Source organism: Providencia sp. PROV114 (genome assembly GCF_032704305.1).
Taxonomy (GTDB): Bacteria; Pseudomonadota; Gammaproteobacteria; order Enterobacterales; family Enterobacteriaceae; genus Providencia; species Providencia rettgeri.
In genome coordinates this window covers 3,164,242-3,183,942 of record NZ_CP120528.1, presented here as the reverse complement: position 1 = coordinate 3,183,942, position 19,701 = coordinate 3,164,242, and the positions used below count along the sequence as shown (strand labels likewise).

The following is a 19,701-nucleotide window of genomic DNA, read 5'->3' as shown; positions in this document are numbered from 1 at the left end:
TGTTAATCCTTTTATGTTTCTACTTCGATATCAGGTAGTTGCTTTAAAGGTAAGACAAAATGGAAACTCGCTCCACCTTTATTATTATTTTGCGCCCAAATTTCGCCTTCATGTAACTGAATAATAGCACGACAAATGGCGAGCCCTAAGCCAACTCCTGGAATTGCGGACTCTTTTTGCGCCCGAGAAAATTTATCAAAAATGGTTTTTTCTTGTCCGTTTGGAATCGCATTGCTGGCATCCCATATTTCAATATGAATTTTTTGCCCTTCAACTGTAGCTCGAATACCAATCGGGGTATCGTCATGACTGTATTTTACGGCATTTTCTAATAGGTTGATTAGCACCCGTTCAATCAAGTTAGCATCACAATAAAGTAGTAAGTCTGCTGGAATATCAATTTCTAAAGGATGGCTGTGTAAGGTGTAATCTAAGGTTCTAACAGCACTACTGGTAATTTCTTGCAGTGATTCCCACGCTAAATTGGGCTGAATACTGCCAGATTGTAAGCGAGCCATATCCAGTAAATTATTCACCAAGCGCGAAGTGCTAAGTACTTGCTGGCGCATTTGGTTCACTTGTTCTGTTAGTGGTGATTTTTCCGCAGACAAATTCAACATTAAGATTTCGGTTTGGCCGAATAAAACGGTGAGCGGTGTTTTTAGGTCATGAGACAGTGCGGCAAGTAAGGAGTTTCTTAGTTGTTCTCGTTCAATATCTAATTTGGCTGATTCAGCTTGTTTTGTCAGCTGCAGACGTGCAAGAGCACTCGCAATCAGTCCTGTAAAGGTTTGCAGCATGCGTTGCTGTTCTGGGATCAATAACTGGCGCATGTTTCTTGGTTCAATGGCAAGAACGGCAAGGGTTTGATCGGCAGTGATGATAGGTTGCAATTGATAGGGAACGCTTGGTAGTGTATCCGTACCAGCACCGGCGGGTTGCCGCTTATCAAAACACCATTTAGCAATGGCTTTATCAATCAGCATTTCACTGTGGCCTTCACATTTTAATGGTGATAACTGGTCGTTTTCATCGGGGAGCAGTAAGCAGCTTTTGGCTTGAAATGCATTATTAAGGAAATGGTACCCAGTTCTCCCAATATCATCAGTCGTGATAGCTTGTCCTAATTCTTTTGTCATTTCATATAGGTGACGTGTTCGCTGCTCTCGATACCGAGCGATACGAGCTTGGTAGCGCATACCTGCAGTTAAATTCCCCACAACAACCCCCACAATTAGCATCACTGTAAACGTGACTAAATATTGCATATCCATGATAGCAAGGGAGAAATGGGGTTGAACAAAGAACAGGTCAAAACTGATCACGTTGACCAGAGCGGCGAAGACAGAGGGGCGTCGGCCATAAAATAATGCGATTAACACGACACCTAATAGATAGAGTGTCACGAGGTTGGCTTTATCGAGGGCCAATAAAAAGGTGCGCGAAAATAAGGTGATAGCAGCACACATCACAATAGCCATTAAATAGCCATTCATATCCGATCGCCATTTTTCAGAGAACGGCTTTCTTTCTGGTTCTTTGTCCCACTCACTTTTCTCTTCAAGTGCGACGATCACTAAATCCAGATCAGGGCCGAGCTTACCAAGACGATCGGCAAAACCGGGACGTAAATTGAGCTTAAACCATTTGTTTACTTTATTACGCCGACCAATCAATATCTTCCCTAAATTATGTTCTCGGGCATAACGTAATATCGCTTTTTCTTCCGAAGGGTCGGATAAAGTTGCTGTTTCTGCACCTAAGTCTTGAGCAAGACGCAACGCTTTTAAGATAGCTCTACGCTGGGTTTCAGGTAGCTGATGAAGTGAGGGAGTTTCAACATAAACAGCATGCCAGACACTACCGAATTTTGCAGCAAGTCGTGCGGCAGTACGGACTAATTTTTCATTTCCGGTATTATGGCCAATGCATAGCAAGAGCCCATCGCGAGTGTGCCATACGGGGGCTTGGCCTTTACCATCACGAAATTCACGCATCTGGTCATCAACCCGGTCAGCAGTACGCCGAAGAGCCAGCTCACGCAGTGCAATTAAGTTTCCTTTGCGGAAAAAATGCTCAATAGCGCGTTCGGCTTGCCCCGGTATATACACTTTGCCTTCTTTAAGGCGTTGTCGTAGGTCGTCAGGAGGAAGATCAACTAATACCACCTCATCAGCTGCATCAAAAATATGATCTGGAACTGTTTCACGTACGCGAATACCTGTAATACTTCCCACGATGTCATTCAGGCTTTCAATGTGTTGAACGTTGATGGTTGTCAGTACGTCAATTCCGGCATCAAGGAGTTCTTCGACATCTTGCCAACGTTTAGGGTGGCGGCTGCCATGGGGGTTACTAAATGCTAATTCATCCATTAAAATTATGGCTGGATGCCTAGCAATTGCTGCGTCAATATCGAAACCATTTAGGCGGCGACCGTGATGAGTTATGCGCCTAGGTGGCAACAGAGAAAGGCCGTCAAGTAGCGCGGCCGTTTCTTCTCTTTCATGGGTTTCTACTACGCCAATCAGCACATCTAGCCCTTGAGCTCTGAGTCTCTGTGCTTCTTGCAGCATGGCATACGTTTTTCCAACACCAGCACAGGCACCGAAAAAAATCTTTAATTTGCCACGCCCAATTTCATTGGCTTTGACCAAGAGTTCATCAGGGTTAGGGCGAATAGGTTCTTGATTGTCCATCACAGCCCCTAGTGAGTTTGACTGTTTATTTGTTGTTGATATTCATCAAGTGCTAAGTTCAGTTTTAGCACATTAATGACGGGTTCACCTAAAAAGGGCAACAATGCCTGTTCAGTATGCGTTTCTATCAATGATTTTACTGTATCTAATGGAATTTGCCTGCTTTTTGCAATACGTGGAGCTTGGTATAACGCTGCATCAATAGAAATATTGGGGTCTAAGCCACTGGCGGAAGACGTGAGTAAATCTACTGGGATGGCATTACCTGCATCGGGGTTCTCTGCGCGCAGTTGTTCGCTACGCTCTGCCATCGTTTGTTGTAATAATGGGTTACTGACAGCCAAATTACTTCCACCAGAAGCTAAGGTATTGTAGGGGATATCGACAGTTGCTGAGGGGCGACCGTGAAAATAGCGAATATTACCCACATTTTGCCCGATTAAGGCAGAACCAACAATGCGCTCATCTTGTGTGAGTAAAGAACCGTGAGCCTGCCATGGAAAAAAAATATTAGCGAGGCCAGTCACCATTAATGGGTAAGCAATACCTGTAAAAATGGTGAGTATAAATAACATAATCATCGACGAACGGATCATATTCATAATCAATTCCTTATATTCCAAAGAGACTAATAAGCAGATCAATCAGTTTGATCCCAACAAATGGCACAATTAACCCGCCTAAGCCATATATGCCTAAATTACGTTGCAATAATGATTGAGAGCTCATTGGGCGATAGTTGACCCCTTTAATGGCGAGGGGGATCAAGAAGATAATAATCAATGCGTTGAAGATAACGGCAGAAAGGATAGCGGATGCGGGTGAATGTAATTGCATAATATTTAACGCATTTAACTGTGGCCATGTTACGGCAAAAGCGGCAGGGATAATGGCAAAATATTTAGCAATATCATTAGCAATACTGAAGGTGGTTAATGAGCCACGGGTCATTAGCATTTGTTTACCAATATGCACCACTTCAATCAGTTTGGTTGGGTTGGAGTCTAAATCCACCATGTTACCGGCTTCTTTTGCGGCTTGGGTACCTGAGTTCATTGCGACTGCGACATCCGCTTGCGCGAGTGCTGGCGCATCGTTGGTGCCGTCACCGGTCATAGCAACTAAGCGACCCTCAGATTGATATTGGCGGATCAACGCCAGTTTGGCTTCTGGTGTCGCTTCTGCAAGAAAATCATCGACGCCTGCTTCGGCTGCAATTGCGGCTGCTGTTAAATGGTTATCTCCGGTGATCATCACCGTTTTGATGCCCATACTACGCATTTGGGCGAAGCGTTCTTTCATGCCCCCTTTGACGATATCTTTTAATGCTACGACACCTAAAACCGTTTTATTATCAACCACCACAAGTGGCGTTCCGCCTAAATGGGCTACTTTTTCGACCAGTTGATCCGCTTCGACAGGAAATTTACTGTGATTGGCTTCGATATAACGGCGGATGGCATCCGCAGAGCCCTTGCGGATCATTCGCTCGCCAATATTGACACCACTCATACGTGTCATTGCGGAGAAAGGAACAAAAGTTGCATTCAGGGCATGAATATCTCTTTCACGTAAATTAAATTTTTGTTTTGCCAAGACCACAATACTGCGTCCTTCTGGGGTTTCATCCGCTAAAGACGATAGTTGTGCAGCATCCGCCAGTTGCTGCTCTGTAATACCTGTTAGCGGTAAAAATTCAGAGGCTTGGCGGTTTCCCAGTGTAATGGTCCCCGTTTTATCAAGTAATAGAACGTCGACATCACCTGCTGCCTCTACAGCACGGCCGCTGGTGGCAATTACATTTGCTCCTAGCATGCGGCTCATCCCTGCCACACCAATAGATGAAAGTAAGCCACCGATGGTTGTTGGAATTAAGCACACTAATAACGCTATTAACACTAAAATAGAAACGGCACTGCCTGCGCCTGCATGCTCTGCGGCAAAAACGGTGAATGGGTACAAGGTGGCACAAACTAACACAAAGATAATAGTCAGTGCAGTTAATAAAATAGTGAGCGCGATTTCATTGGGGGTTTTACGGCGTTGTGCGCCTTCAACCATGGAAATCATTCTATCTAAGAAGGTTTCACCGGGATTGACGGTACACTCGACTATCAGCCAATCGGAAAGTACGCGAGTTCCGCCTGTCACTGAAGAGAAATCACCACCAGATTCGCGGATCACGGGAGCGGATTCCCCCGTGATGGCACTTTCATCCACGGAAGCACCACCTTCGATGACTTCGCCATCGCAAGGAATGGTTTCTCCGGCACGGATCAACACAATATCGCCTTTACGTAACTGATCTGAACTCACGATATCTTGGTTCGCCTCCAATGAGGCAGACGCTAGCCGCGTTGCGCTACTTTGTTGCTTTACGCCTTTTAAGCTTTGAGCTTGTGCTTTACTTCGCCCTTCAGCAAGCGCTTCTGCAAAGTTGGCAAAAATAACCGTGAACCACAGCCAAAGGGTGATCATTCCGCTGAACCAAGCACTGCCTTGTGTGTAACCCGTTACCATCGCTAACCAGAGTAACGTGGTGATAATACTGCCAATAAAAACTACAAACATGACTGGGTTACGCCATTGTGCTTGTGGTGTACATTTTTTGATAGATTCAATAATGGATTGTTTAATTAATTGATTATTGAATAATTTAGTTTGCTTGTTTTTCATTTTTTTTTCCTCATTATCCGGCAAAACCAATGTGTAATTGCTCAGCGATAGGGCCTAATGCAAGAGCGGGTACAAAGGTCAGTGCGCCAATGAGAAGTACGGTGAAAACCAGTAAGCCAATAAATAATGGGCCAGTTGTCGGCAATGTGGCATGGCTTTTGGCTTGGGGTTTCTTATTGGCCATGGAACCTGCGATAGCCAAGACAGGAAGAATGACACCAAAGCGGCCTATAAACATCGTAATGGCAAGTAGCACATTGTAAAACGGAGTGTTAGCGCTGAGCCCAGCAAAAGCGCTACCGTTATTATTAGCCGCAGAAGAAAAGGCGTATAACACTTCACTAAACCCATGCGCTCCAGGGTTTAAAATTCCTGCACGGCCCGCTTCGGTTATTAATGAAAGAGTGGTACCAAGTAGCACTAAGGTTGGGGTGACTAAAATCGCCAGTGCCACCATTTTCATTTCTCGAACTTCGATTTTTTTACCGAGGTATTCAGGCGTACGACCAATCATAAGTCCAGCAAGGAAGACAGCGAGTAGCACAAACAGCAACATACCGTATAAGCCGGAACCAACGCCACCAAAGACCACTTCACCAATTTGCATTAACCACATCGGTACCATTCCGCCCATTGCGGTAAAGGAGTCATGCATGGCGTTAACTGCTCCGCAAGATGCGGCAGTGGTAACGACAGCAAACAAAGCAGAACCAACAATCCCAAAGCGGCTCTCTTTTCCTTCCATATTGGCAGAGCTAGTGGCATGTAGTTCGGTTAAAAATGGGTTTCCCACATATTCAGCCTTAACCACAACGATGGCGGCAACCACAAAAATGATCCCCATAACCCAGAGTAAAGTATGGCCTTGTTTGTTGTTACCAACTGCACGACCAAAAGCAAAGCAAAGTGCAGTAGGGATCAGGAAAATAGCAAACATTTGCACAAAATTACTCAGTGCGGTTGGGTTTTCAAAAGGATGTGATGAGTTAGCGCCAAAGAAGCCGCCACCATTGGTGCCGAGCAATTTTATCGCTTCTTGGGAAGCTACTGGCCCCATCGGCAATAGTTGTTCACTGTTATCTAAAGGGTGAATAAGTAAATAACTGGAATAATTTTGAATAACCCCTTGGCTGACAAAAAATAATGCAAAAATAATCGCTAAAGGAAAGAGTAAATACACCGTAATTCGGTAAATATCTAACCACGCATTACCGACAGTTTTACTACCATGGTGTGAAAAAGCGCGAATAATTGCGAAAGCAACGGCAATACCTGTCGCTGCGGAAAGGAAGTTTTGTACCGTCAACCCGGCCATTTGGCTCAAATAACTTAATGTATTTTCGCCGCTATAAGCTTGCCAGTTAGTATTAGTAATGAAACTAACGGCGGTATTAAAGGATAAATCCCAGCTCATCCCTTCAAAGTGTTGAGGGTTAAGGGGCAAACGGCCTTGGCAGATTAAGATAACGAATAATAAAATAAAACCTAAAAGATTAAATAATACAATCGCTAAGGCATATTGTTTCCAATTCATCTCAGCCATGTCTCTTCCTGGCTGTTTGACACCGGTTAAACGCCAAAGTAAGGACTCACTGCTTGCTAACCGATGAGGTATATCATTGTCGATTAACCGAGCAATAGCATTGCCTAAAGGCTTTGCTAAGATGAATAAGAACAGTAAAAAACTACCTAAAAATAGCAATGTGGTGGTAGTCATATCAGAAATCCTCCGCGTTAAGCAGGGCATAAATCAGATACGTCAGCAGTAAAACAACGAGAACTGCCCCAATAATGGAAAGTAATGACACAGTATTTTCTCCTTATTATTTCCATGTGATAAGGCTAAAGAGTTCGCTGTAAAGAAGCTGATAAAAAGCACGGGTAGGGTGTAAAAAAAGTATAAAAATGGCTGTTTATTTAGCAAAAATAGAGAGCTTAATAGAGAAAGCGGCGTACGGCCTTGTTTGTTAAATTATTGTGATTTAAATGTATAATTAAAACATTGATTGGTTAAAAAATGTAATAAAAATACGGAATGAGCAGATTTTTTAGAAAAATTTACAGATTAAGTGGTCAGATGAGTAGTTTTATTACACAATTTGCGATATCCTATCTACAGTCAATATATTTCATATTATCTGTCCGGTTTTAGTCGCTCTTTACTACTGTGTTAATGGGAAATGTGTGTTAATGGGGAATGATAGAGCAAAGCTGGAATCGACAAATAAAGTGGCAACTGAAGGAGGATACCGATGTCCACATATCGCGAATATTCCCGTAATCAGGTACTTGCACGCCGCACTGCCGCTGTAACAGCTGGCATTATTGCGTTTCCGGTTATGGTTTTTTATCCAAAAAGAGCAAAGTTTTATAGTCATTTACATAAGGTTTGGGCAAAAACCAGTGATAAACCTGTTTGGCTAGAACGTTCAGAAACAACCCTAGAAGGCCATCGTTAATTTAGTGCTTAATGGTGAGTAATAACCCCTGCAATATTGAATTGTGGGGGTTTTGTTTTTAATCCCGCCTATTTTTATTCTATATACTTCAAATAACACAGAAAAAAATCATGTTTCCGTTTATGCTTATTGATTATCAGTCAATTACGTTCAAACTGGTGGATAAACCGTTTAGCTGTGCAGTAAAAAGGACAACATAATGCATAACTTAAGATTAGAAGAAATCATTAATGACGAATTGAAAGTTAGTGAGTTCCAAGATTTTGCACCGAATGGATTGCAAGTTGAAGGGCGACCACATGTACATAAAATCATCACCGGTGTGACAGCTTGCCAAGCATTATTGGATGTTGCCGTTGAAAAGAAAGCCGATGCCATCATTGTTCATCATGGCTATTTTTGGAAAAATGAGCCCGCCATTATCAAAGGAATGAAGAGAAATCGCTTAAAAACATTATTAGCGAATGATATCAACCTGTATGGTTATCACCTTCCATTAGATGCACATCATCAATTAGGCAATAATACACAACTTGCTTATATTATGGGGGTGCAGGTAAATGGCCAAATCGACCCATTAATGCCATTTGGTTTTTTTGATCAACCGATTACTCCTTCAGAGTTAACGTCTCGTTTAGAAACTCGCCTTGGTCGTAAAGTCTTACATTGTGGTGATAATGCAAAAGAAGAAATTCGTCAAATCGCATGGTGTACAGGGGGAGGGCAAGGCTTCATCCTACAAGCGGCTGAATTTGGTGTAGATGCCTTTGTAACAGGGGAAGTTTCTGAACAAACCATTCATATAGCAAGGGAAATGGGGATCCATTTCTACAGTGCAGGGCATCACGCAACGGAACGTTATGGGATTAAAGCGCTGACTAAGTGGCTTGTAGATGAACATGGGTTAGATGCGGAGTTTATCGATATCGATAACCCTGCCTAAATTCTCGTCATATTTCGAACTGTGGCTGTGTTGGCTTCACTCGGCTACTTGGGTCACATACTTTTGTATGCTCCCCAAGATACCCTTATTCGCCGCCTAGCCACAACTCGAACTATTTAGAGAATTAAATTTTTGCCGCCTTTTACATCAAAGCGTTGTTGGCTGCATTCACGAACCCTAGTCACATACTTGTGTATGTTCCTAGGGCTTCACTCTTTTGCCGCCTAGCGGTGATTCGAAATACTTAGAATATTTATAATCTATTGAAAATAAAAATAAAAATAAAAATAGCTATTGGGTTCGGTATTTTAACGATGCGAAAACCAATACTGCACTTGAAATAGTTAACACTAAACCTAAGTGCTGGCTCCAACCTGCAACCATCAAACCAATGGCGAGCCCGATGTAGTAAAATAACCCTAAAATGGCGCCGGCGGTGCCTTTTTGCTCACCATAACGGTTTAATGCATGGGCAAGTATGTTCGGGATCGCAATTCCATAACCAATAACAATGCCAATAACGGGTAAAACAAACCAAATTGAATCCATTAGCACAAAAACTAAACAACCACTCACCAATGAAATGAGGCTGGCAAGCTTAACAAGTTGTTCAGATGTGTGTTTTTTAGCCAATAAATAGCGATTTGATATCGAACCTAAACCGACTCCAAGTGCTAATAAAATCCCAGTTAATCCAAACTGTTGTTGAGTGAGCATTAATTGTTCAAAACTGAATGGTGCCAGCTGATAATAGCTAAATAAATTAATGTTGAAAAATGCTATCAAGATCACATTTCTAACAATTTCTTTATCTGCGATCATGCGTAAAAATGTCTTAATAAATGAGATGTGAGTCACGGTTTTAGGCTTAGTCTCGGGTAAACGACAGATTGACCAGAGAAAAAGCACCACAGCTAAAATCGCTAAGCCGATAAAAACGGTTCGGTAACCGCCAAAATTAACGAGTCCAGCACCAGATAACATCCCTAAAGCAGGGCTGATAGCCAAAGCAACGCCCATAATAGAGAAAACTTTTGCTAATTCATGGCCTTGGTAGCTATCGCGCATGGCGGTTTGTGTACCAATTGAACCTACGGCAGCGCCAAAGGCTGACAACATTCTCATTAGTAATAATAAATAAAAATGTGTGACAAATAACGCGCCAATAGACGCAATACCATATATCAATAAACCCGCCAGAATCGTCGGGCGGCGCCCTAAGGTGTCACACATACGCCCCCAAAACACCACGCCTAATGCAAAAGCAAAGAAATAAAGCGACAGCGTTTGTGAAGCTTGTTCCGCATTTACTGAGAAAGCACTGGCGATATCAGTGAGTGCGGGGCTGTATATGGTCTCCACAATTTGTGGAAACATCATCAAGGCAACAGCAAGCCATAATGAAAGAGGGTGTTTCATACTTTTTTTCCTGCCAATCTACTAAAAATAAAGGGTCTAATTAGATACAACGATTCAATGGCAGGCAGTTTAGTGTTATTTTTATTGTCTTATTACAATAATAAAGACTATAAATATCAAAAAAGAGACATTATGGCTTGGCTAAATCAAACAGATGAATTTCAAACTCACTGGTACCGCTCGCCAGTATTGGGAATTGCAGCAAAAATGGGGCAGCATGACTCTGGCTTTCATAAACATGAAATGGGACAACTTCTTTTTACACAACAAGGATGTATACGAATTTCACTGGAAAATCGTTTGTCTTTACTTCCTCCGGGAAGAGTGGCTTGGATCCCACCATTTGTTCTTCATCGGGCTCAAATGCGGGCATCAGTGGGTTACCGTTCGGTTTATTTAGCGCAAGAATACGCTGACAGAATAGGGAATGAAGTGATGATATTAAGCATTTCATCCTTATTGAGAGAAGTACTTGAACGTATTGCGATTGCGCCATTTGATAGTGATTGGCAACAAGGGAATTTAGCTAATTTATTGCCCGTATTTATCGATGAGTTACAAAGTGCAACTTTAGAGCCAACACTGCTACCATTACCGCAAGATAGGCGTTTTAAAGGGGTTGATATCGAACAATTACCTCCAAATTTAAACCAATTAGCACAAACTGTTGGGGCGAGTGAGAAGACGATTACCCGGATTTTTTTTAAAGAAACAGGAATGAATTATCAAGCATGGCGTCAACAATGGCGTTACATTAAAGCGATTGAATTACTCGCACAAGAAAAACCCTATCACTATATTACTCAAGAACTTGGTCTAACAAGCGATAGCGCATTTATTAGTTTTTTCCGCAAAATGAGCGGGATGACACCAAAGGAATATCAACAGCAGTAAGCTAGATAACTTAGGTAAACAAAAATGAAAAAAGCCCCGAAAATTCGAGGCCTTAGCATGTGTAGGGGTAGATTTAATTAAATATTATTTTTTTGCTAATTCTGAGTTGAATTCACGTTTATCATAACCCGTGTACAACTGACGAGGGCGAGCAATTTTCAAGCCGTCATCGTGCATTTCATTCCAATGTGCAATCCAGCCAATAGTACGTGCAATGGCAAAAATAACAGTAAACATTGAAGAAGGAATACCCATTGCTTTCAAGATGATACCTGAATAGAAGTCAACGTTCGGGTACAGTTTTTTCTCAATGAAGTACGGGTCGTTTAATGCGATACGTTCCAGCTCCATTGCGACTTCTAGCAAGCTGTCATTCAGGCCAAGTTCGTTTAGAACTTCATGGCAAGTTTCACGCATTACTGTTGCACGTGGGTCATGGTTTTTATAAACACGGTGGCCGAAGCCCATTAAGCGGAAAGAGTCATTTTTGTCTTTAGCGCGCTCGATAAATGCTGGGATGTGCTCGACGGTTTGGATTTCTTCCAACATACGCAAGCAAGCTTCGTTAGCACCACCATGAGCAGGCCCCCACAGTGATGCAATACCCGCTGCGATACAAGCAAATGGGTTTGCACCAGATGAACCCGCAGTACGAACTGTAGATGTTGAGGCGTTTTGCTCGTGGTCAGCGTGCAGAATCAAAATACGATCCATTGCGCGCTCTAAAACAGGATTAACCGTGTATTCTTCACAGGGTGTAGAGAACATCATGTGCAAGAAATTACCCGCGTATGACAGGTCATTACGTGGATAAACAAAAGGTTGGCCAATTGAATATTTGTAACACATCGCTGCAACTGTTGGCATTTTTGACAGCAGGCGATAAGCCGTAATTTCACGGTGACGTGGGTTGTTAACATCCAACGCATCGTGATAGAACGCGGCTAATGCCCCCGTAACACCACATAAAACGGCCATCGGGTGTGAGTCACGGCGGAAACCATTAAGCATGCGTGTAATTTGCTCATGGATCATTGTATGGCGAGTCACCGTATTTTTAAATACGTCATATTGTTCTTGAGTCGGTGCTTCACCGTATAGCAGGATATAACAAACTTCGAGATAAGAGGCTTCAGTGGCGAGTTGATCGATAGGGAAACCACGGTGCAACAGAATGCCTTGATCACCATCGATATAGGTGATTTTTGATTCACAGGATGCAGTAGAAGTAAAACCAGGGTCGTAGGTAAAGAACCCTTTAGAACCTAAAGTTCGGACATCGATAACGTCTTGACCAATCGTTGGGCTTAAAATATCTAGGTCAATATCACCCTTACTACCAGTCGTTAGCTTAGCTTTGTTATCAGCCATTACGGTCTCCTTAGCGCTTGATAATCGACACCCAACAACCCAGAAGCTCAGCGTTATACTGTGTCTTCGTGCATTGTTCTACCGGTATGCTTTGGAAATCAGCTCGCTATCACATAAAACCTGAAATCTGAGACCGACGACAATGTAATTAGGTTGTTTATGAGTGTGTAGATGTTATGTTCTTTTTGTTGTTTTCCCTACAATATCATTATTTGTGGTAAGAGGAACAACTTTCATAACTTTTGTTATTAATACCCATCATAGTTCAAATTGAAGAGTATTTAACATTGCAACATTCACGTTTTTTCTTTTCCGATGAAGGGTAAACAGCACCGTTAAGATAATTCTGCCAGACCTATATGTAAGATAAATGTTGAATCATTGTCAAATAAGATAAGCACATTTATACAAAATGTTTAAATCGTGATCCTTCTCACTGTTCGGGCTAAATGTCTCCAAACATTTTGTGTGGGAATTGTAATGGCATTGTGAAGACTTTATACTAGCGGCAGGTCTCCGGATTACCCTGTAGTAGGAGTTCCCAGCGTGATCAGTATGCAACTTTATTTAAACATGATGGATTAGAGTTTGTGTTAAGTTGCATTTTGTACCCCTGTCGCTGTCTGATTTCCACCCCAGGTCCGGAGGATGGAAAATAATAAAGAGCTGTGTGGGCAAAATTGTGAAAAAACAAAGACCTGTCAACCTTGATTTGCAGACGATTCACTTCCCGATCACTGCAATATCTTCGATCTTGCACCGTGTCTCTGGCGTCATTACTCTCATCGCAGTTGGTATTCTGCTTTGGTTGTTAGGGACATCTCTCTCCTCTCCAGAAGGTTTTCAATACGCGTCTGAAATAATGACTGGCTTTTTTGCTAAGTTCATTCTTTGGGGCATCTTGACTGCTTTGGCTTACCACATCTGTGGTGGTATTCGTCATATGCTAATGGATTTCGGTTGTGTTGATGAAACGCTTGCTGCTGGTAACTCATCTGCAAAAATTACATTTGTCATTACCGTGATTTTAGCAATTCTGGCGGGGATTTTAGTATGGTAAGTAATGCTTCAGCTTTAGGCCGTACTGGTATCCAGGACTGGCTATTAATCCGTGGTTCTGCGATTGTCATCGTACTCTACGTACTCTACATTGTTGGTTTTGTTGCTATTAACGACATTACCTATGAAGTCTGGCGTGGCTTTTTCGCCTCTTCTGTGACGAAAGTATTCACAATCCTCACCTTGTTCTCGATTCTTGTCCATGCGTGGATTGGCATGTGGCAAGTGCTGACTGACTACGTTAAACCTTTAGCAATTCGTTTAGTATTGCAGCTGGCTATCGTTGTAGGTCTGTTGGCTTATTTAATTTACGGAACAATTGTTGTGTGGGGTGCATAAATGAATCTGCCAATCAGAGAGTTTGACGCTATCGTTATCGGTGCGGGTGGCGCAGGTATGCGTGCCGCATTACAAATTTCACAGATGGGCCTATCTTGCGCACTTCTGTCAAAAGTCTTCCCAACCCGTTCTCATACTGTATCAGCACAAGGCGGTATTACTGTTGCTTTAGGTAATACTCACCCTGATAACTGGGAATGGCACATGTACGATACCGTGAAAGGTTCCGACTACATCGGTGACCAAGATGCGATTGAATATATGTGTAAAACAGGGCCAGAGGCTATCCTCGAATTAGAGCATATGGGGTTGCCATTCTCTCGTCTTGATGACGGAAGTATTTATCAACGTCCATTTGGTGGTCAGTCTAAAAACTTCGGTGGTGAGCAAGCTGCACGTACTGCGGCTGCGGCTGACCGTACTGGCCACGCACTGTTACATACTTTGTATCAGCAGAACTTAAAAAACCACACAACCATTTTTTCTGAATGGTATGCCCTTGATTTAGTTAAAAACCAAGATGGCGATATCGTAGGTTGTACTGCAATTTGTATGGAAACAGGTGAGCTGGTTTATTTCAAAGCGAAAGCCACTATTTTAGCAACCGGTGGTGCTGGTCGTATTTACCAATCAACTACTAACGCACACATCAATACGGGTGATGGCGTAGGGATGGCTGCTCGCGCAGGTGTTCCACTACAAGATATGGAAATGTGGCAATTCCACCCAACAGGTATCGCAGGTGCAGGTGTTCTCGTCACTGAAGGCTGCCGTGGTGAAGGTGGTTATCTGTTGAACAAAGACGGTGAACGCTTCATGGAGCGCTATGCGCCGAACGCAAAAGACCTTGCGGGTCGTGATGTTGTCGCACGTTCTATTATGATTGAAATCCGTGAAGGTCGTGGTTGTGATGGTCCATGGGGCCCACATGCCAAACTGAAACTGGATCACTTAGGAAAAGAAGTTCTGGAATCACGTTTACCGGGTATTCTTGAGTTATCTCGCACCTTTGCTCACGTTGACCCAATCAAAGAGCCAATTCCAGTTATTCCTACTTGTCACTACATGATGGGCGGTATTCCGACTAAAGTCACTGGTCAAGCTATTCGTTATAACGAAAATGGCGAAGATGAAGTTATTCCGGGTCTGTTTGCTGTCGGTGAAATTGCCTGTGTATCTGTACATGGCGCTAACCGTTTAGGCGGTAACTCACTTCTCGACTTAGTCGTATTTGGTCGTTCAGCGGGTCTGCATTTGAAAGAGTCCATCATGGAACAAGGTTCAATGCGTGATGCGTCTGAATCTGATATCGATGCAGCGATGACTCGCTTTAACCGTTGGGAAGGTGCTCGTACTGGCGAAGACCCAACTGAAATCCGTAAAGCACTGCAAACCTGTATGCAGCATAACTTCTCGGTATTCCGTGAAGGTGATGCGATGGCGAAAGGCTTAGAAGAGCTGAAAGTGATTCGTGAACGTCTACAAAATGCGCGTCTTGATGATACCTCGACTGAATTTAATACTCAGCGTATCGAATGTTTAGAACTGGATAACCTGATGGAAACGGCTTATGCAACTGCTCAAGCTGCAAACTTCCGTACAGAAAGTCGTGGTGCGCATAGCCGCTTTGACTACCCAGAGCGAGACGATGCGAATTGGTTATGTCACTCATTATATTTACCGCAATCTGAAACGATGACGCGTCGTGAAGTCAACATGCAGCCAAAACTGCGTGAAGCCTTCCCACCGAAAATTCGTACCTACTAATGCGTGGTGTTAATCCAGTTGCGGAGAAATAAACTATGAAATTACAATTTTCGATTTATCGCTACAATCCTGATGTGGACAACGCACCTCGTATGCAAGATTACACGCTAGAAGTTCCTGAAGGGCGTGACATGATGTTGCTGGATGCGTTAATCCAAATCAAAGAGCAAGATCCAACATTATCCTTCCGTCGTTCTTGTCGTGAAGGGGTGTGCGGTTCTGATGGTCTGAACATGAACGGTAAAAACGGGTTGGCATGTATTACGCCATTATCTGCTTTAATCCGTGGTGGGAAGAAAATTGTCATTCGTCCATTGCCGGGTCTGCCTGTTGTGCGTGACCTGATTATCGACATGACACAATTCTATACCCAATACGAAAAAATTCGTCCATATCTCATTAATGATAACAAGAATCCACCGGCGCGTGAGAATTTACAAACTCCTGCACAACGTGAAAAACTCGATGGTTTATATGAGTGTATTTTATGTGCTTGTTGTTCGACTTCTTGCCCATCTTTCTGGTGGAATCCGGACAAGTTTATCGGGCCTGCAGGCTTGTTGGCAGCGTATCGCTTCTTAATTGATAGCCGTGATACTGAAACCGATTCACGATTAGATGATCTGAACGACGCTTTTAGTGTCTTCCGCTGTCATAGCATCATGAATTGTGTCAATGTATGCCCTAAAGGACTAAATCCAACGAAAGCTATTGGTCATATTAAATCTATGTTACTAAAACATAGCGCTTAATGATGAATATTTAACCCGCAGTGCTCAGGTGCTGTGGGTTAAAATGGAAATAGCACAAAATAAAAACATAAGTTAAAAGAAACGCGTAAAGTAAAAACAATGACATGATTTTAATGCGCGGAAGCTCACAAAAGCGCGAAAACGAAATACCAACAATGAGCATCAGAAAGTAACATTGTCACCCATAAAAAGTAGTATTTATTAAAACGTTGTCATTACAAAAGCGTAAAAAAGTGAAAGCAAAGAAAGTAACAGTAAAAAGTAGAAAAAATAGCCAACTGCAAAAGATGAAGACGACAGCCCAAGCATAGGGGCCTTTAAAAACCGCAGCCAGTTTTTAAAGGTTCCTTAAAAGGGAAACCCTTACTGATAAAGGGCCTCCCAAAGAGAGAACATGCATAAAGCACGTCCAAGAGAACCTTTATCGAGGTCGCTTAAATGCGGCGATTAGTTAACCACGGCGAAAACTAAAGCTTTAATAGCTTAAGGGATCACAATGCAGAACGGCGTAATGAAGGACTGGCTGGATTCAAGCTTTCTGGCAGGCGCGAACCAGACTTATATAGAACAGCTCTATGAAGATTATCTGACTGACCCTAACTCTGTCGATGCCGAGTGGAAAGCAATTTTTGAGCAACTCCCTGGTGCAGCATTAGGCACTAGCGGCGAACAATTCCACTCCCAAGCGCGCGATTACTTCCGTCGCTTAGCAAAAGACTCTACACGTTATCACACCTCTGTTAGCGATCCAGCTATCGACGCAAAACAAGTTAAAGTTTTGCAATTAATCAATGCGTTCCGCTTCCGCGGGCACCAAAATGCGAATCTTGACCCGTTAGGTCTTTGGAAACGTGAATCTGTTCCAGATTTAGACCCAGCATTCCACAACCTGACGAAAGAAGACTTCAACGAAACATTCAACGTGGGTTCATTTGCTATTGGCAAAGAAACCATGAAGCTTAGTGAGCTATATGAGCACCTGAAACGTATTTATTGCGGTTCTATCGGTGCTGAATATATGCATATCACGAATACAGAAGAAAAACGTTGGATCCAACAACGTCTTGAGTCTGTTGACGTTTCTAAGATCTTCTCAGTAGAAGAGAAAAAACGCTTCTTAGCTGAATTAACCGCGGCTGAAGGGCTTGAGCGTTACATTGGGGCTAAATTCCCAGGCGCCAAGCGTTTCTCATTGGAAGGTGGTGATTCACTGATCCCAATGCTGAAAGATTTAATCCACCACGCAGGCAAGCAAGATACCCGTGAAGTTGTTTTAGGTATGGCTCACCGTGGTCGTTTAAACGTTTTAGTTAATATCTTAGGTAAAAAACCGGGCGAATTATTTGATGAATTCGCGGGTAAACATAAAGACCACTCTAGTGCGGGTGACGTTAAATATCACCAAGGTTTCTCTTCTGACTTTGAAACCGCAGGCTCTCGTGTTCACTTAGCATTGGCATTTAACCCATCTCACCTTGAAATTGTTAGCCCTGTGGTTATTGGTTCAGTACGTGCTCGTCGTGACCGTTTAGATGAAGGCCGTAGCAACATGGTTCTGCCTATTACTATTCACGGTGACTCCGCAGTAACTGGCCAAGGTGTTGTGCAAGAAACGTTGAATATGTCACAAGCACGTGGTTATGAAGTCGGCGGTACGGTGCGTATCGTAATTAACAACCAAATTGGTTTTACCACTTCTAACCCGAAAGACACCCGTTCTACAGAATACTGCACAGATATCGTGAAGATGGTGCAGGCCCCAATTTTCCACGTGAATGCAGATGACCCTGAAGCAGTGGCATTTGTAACTCGTTTGGCACTGGATTTCCGTAACACGTTCAAACGCGATGTTATGATTGATTTAGTATGTTATCGCCGCCATGGCCATAACGAAGCGGATGAGCCAAGTGCAACTCAGCCAGTGATGTATCAAAAAATCAAGCAGCACCCAACACCACGTAAAATTTATGCAGACCGTTTAATTGCAGAAAATGTGTTAAGTGCTAATGATGTCACTGAAATGGTCAATCTGTATCGCGATGCGCTAGATGCAGGTAACTGTGTGGTTGAAGAGTACCGTGAAATGGGTCTGAATTCATACACATGGGCTCCATATTTAAACCATGAATGGGATGCATCATATAAATCAACCGTTGATATTAAACGCTTAACTGAACTGGCAACTAAAGTTAGTACCATTCCAGAGGGCGTGGTTGCGCAATCTCGTGTTGAGAAAATTTATGCAGACCGTGCCGAAATGGCGAAAGGTGAAAAGCTTCTCGACTGGGGTGCAGCTGAAACTTTAGCGTACGCAACATTGGTTGATGAAGGTATTCCTGTTCGTTTATCGGGTGAAGATGCGGGCCGTGGTACATTCTTCCACCGTCATGCAGTGGTCCACAACCAAACGAATGGTTCAGTTTATGTTCCACTGCAAAATATTCATAATGGCCAAGGCGTGTTTAATGTTTGGGACTCTGTTCTGACTGAAAATGCCGTATTAGCATTCGAATATGGTTATGCAACCACAGAACCTCGTGCATTGACTATCTGGGAAGCACAATTTGGTGACTTCGCTAACTGTGCTCAAGTGGTTATCGACCAATTCATTAGCTCTGGTGAGCAAAAATGGGGTCGTATGTGTGGTCTGGTCATGTTACTGCCTCATGGTTATGAAGGTCAGGGTCCAGAGCACTCATCTGCACGTTTAGAGCGTTACTTGCAACTGTGTGCTGACCAAAACATGCAAGTGTGTGTTCCGTCAACACCTGCTCAGGTTTACCACATGTTACGTCGCCAAGCCTTACGTGGCATGCGTCGTCCTCTGATTGTGATGTCACCAAAATCTCTGCTACGTCACCCATTAGCGGTCTCTAGCATGGAAGAATTGGCAAATGGTACATTTGAGCCAGTTATCGGTGAAATCGATGAAATCAATCCGAAAAATGTGAAACGCGTCGTTATGTGTTCAGGGAAAGTCTATTACGATCTGTTAGAACAACGTCGTAAGAATGAACAAACTGACGTTGCTATCGTGCGTATCGAACAGCTATATCCGTTCCCACACGAAGACATTCAAAAAGCGTTGGCGCAATTTACTGATGTAAAAGACTTTGTATGGTGTCAAGAAGAGCCATTAAACCAAGGTGCTTGGTATTGCAGTCAACATAACTTCCGTGAAGCTATCCCAGCAGGGGCAACTTTACGTTATGCAGGTCGAGCTGCTTCTTCATCTCCAGCAGTTGGCTATACGTCCGTACACCAGGAACAACAAAAAGCCCTGGTTAATGACGCTTTGAACATTGAATAATTAAAGGATAGAA

The 19,701-nt window shown here is 43.0% G+C and carries 15 protein-coding genes; 8 read left to right on the top strand and 7 right to left on the bottom strand.

The annotated features are described in order from the left end of the window. Window positions 1-11 precede the first annotated feature (11 nt). From kdpD to kdpF, 5 genes are read right to left on the bottom strand one after another with little or no spacing between them, the layout of a single operon-like run. Window positions 12-2,699: a two-component system sensor histidine kinase KdpD gene (gene kdpD / locus P3L37_RS14210; protein WP_109912834.1), complete on the bottom strand. Its 2,688-nt coding sequence runs from the start codon at window positions 2,697-2,699 to the stop codon at window positions 12-14. Window positions 2,700-2,707: 8 nt separating this feature from the next. After that, window positions 2,708-3,301, bottom strand: a complete 594-nt coding sequence (gene kdpC, locus P3L37_RS14205) for a potassium-transporting ATPase subunit KdpC (RefSeq protein ID WP_109912833.1) — start codon at window positions 3,299-3,301, stop codon at window positions 2,708-2,710. A 10-nt stretch (window positions 3,302-3,311) separates the two neighbouring features. After that, on the bottom strand, window positions 3,312-5,375 hold the full coding sequence (kdpB, locus tag P3L37_RS14200; RefSeq protein ID WP_109912832.1) for a potassium-transporting ATPase subunit KdpB: 2,064 nt from the start codon (window positions 5,373-5,375) through the stop codon (window positions 3,312-3,314). 13 nt (window positions 5,376-5,388) lie between these two features. Then, on the bottom strand, window positions 5,389-7,092 hold the full coding sequence (kdpA, locus tag P3L37_RS14195) for a potassium-transporting ATPase subunit KdpA (protein WP_222959882.1): 1,704 nt from the start codon (window positions 7,090-7,092) through the stop codon (window positions 5,389-5,391). Window position 7,093: 1 nt separating this feature from the next. Next, entirely contained in the window at window positions 7,094-7,183 is a 90-nt protein-coding gene (kdpF, locus tag P3L37_RS21420; protein WP_071524535.1) for a K(+)-transporting ATPase subunit F, read from the bottom strand. Window positions 7,184-7,627: 444 nt separating this feature from the next. Here kdpF and P3L37_RS14190 point away from each other — a divergent pair, with 444 nt between their 5' ends. Continuing rightward, window positions 7,628-7,834 (top strand): YbfA family protein, encoded by a 207-nt coding sequence (locus P3L37_RS14190; protein WP_004909050.1) that lies wholly within the window; start codon window positions 7,628-7,630, stop codon window positions 7,832-7,834. Window positions 7,835-8,033: 199 nt separating this feature from the next. Next, window positions 8,034-8,777 carry a type 2 GTP cyclohydrolase I gene (locus tag P3L37_RS14185; RefSeq protein ID WP_004909053.1) on the top strand — a complete coding sequence of 248 codons (744 nt, stop codon included), beginning with the start codon at window positions 8,034-8,036 and terminating at the stop codon, window positions 8,775-8,777. A gap of 291 nt (window positions 8,778-9,068) precedes the next feature. Here P3L37_RS14185 and P3L37_RS14180 read toward each other — a convergent pair whose 3' ends face one another. Continuing rightward, window positions 9,069-10,196 carry a multidrug effflux MFS transporter gene (locus tag P3L37_RS14180; RefSeq protein WP_109912829.1) on the bottom strand — a complete coding sequence of 376 codons (1,128 nt, stop codon included), beginning with the start codon at window positions 10,194-10,196 and terminating at the stop codon, window positions 9,069-9,071. A 132-nt stretch (window positions 10,197-10,328) separates the two neighbouring features. On the opposite strand from P3L37_RS14180, the gene P3L37_RS14175 reads away from it, so the two are divergent. Beyond that, entirely contained in the window at window positions 10,329-11,090 is a 762-nt protein-coding gene (locus tag P3L37_RS14175; RefSeq protein ID WP_110732272.1) for an AraC family transcriptional regulator, read from the top strand. 84 nt (window positions 11,091-11,174) lie between these two features. Here the strand turns inward: P3L37_RS14175 and P3L37_RS14170 are convergent, their stop codons facing one another. After that, window positions 11,175-12,461: a citrate synthase gene (locus tag P3L37_RS14170; RefSeq protein WP_004909058.1), complete on the bottom strand. Its 1,287-nt coding sequence runs from the start codon at window positions 12,459-12,461 to the stop codon at window positions 11,175-11,177. A 670-nt stretch (window positions 12,462-13,131) separates the two neighbouring features. On the opposite strand from P3L37_RS14170, the gene sdhC reads away from it, so the two are divergent. The 5 genes from sdhC to sucA all read left to right on the top strand — a co-directional run bounded on the left by sdhC (window position 13,132) and on the right by sucA (window position 19,688). Continuing rightward, entirely contained in the window at window positions 13,132-13,521 is a 390-nt protein-coding gene (gene sdhC / locus P3L37_RS14165) for a succinate dehydrogenase cytochrome b556 subunit (RefSeq protein WP_004909059.1), read from the top strand. Further along, a complete protein-coding gene (gene sdhD / locus P3L37_RS14160; protein ID WP_036947812.1) occupies window positions 13,515-13,859 on the top strand; it encodes a succinate dehydrogenase membrane anchor subunit in 345 nt (114 codons plus the stop codon). The genes sdhC and sdhD overlap by 7 nt, the downstream gene beginning before the upstream one ends. Then, window positions 13,860-15,626 carry a succinate dehydrogenase flavoprotein subunit gene (gene sdhA / locus P3L37_RS14155; protein WP_004909067.1) on the top strand — a complete coding sequence of 589 codons (1,767 nt, stop codon included), beginning with the start codon at window positions 13,860-13,862 and terminating at the stop codon, window positions 15,624-15,626. A gap of 35 nt (window positions 15,627-15,661) precedes the next feature. Beyond that, a complete protein-coding gene (locus tag P3L37_RS14150; RefSeq protein ID WP_004256824.1) occupies window positions 15,662-16,378 on the top strand; it encodes a succinate dehydrogenase iron-sulfur subunit in 717 nt (238 codons plus the stop codon). A 496-nt stretch (window positions 16,379-16,874) separates the two neighbouring features. Next, a complete protein-coding gene (gene sucA / locus P3L37_RS14145; protein WP_004909072.1) occupies window positions 16,875-19,688 on the top strand; it encodes a 2-oxoglutarate dehydrogenase E1 component in 2,814 nt (937 codons plus the stop codon). Window positions 19,689-19,701 lie beyond the last annotated feature (13 nt).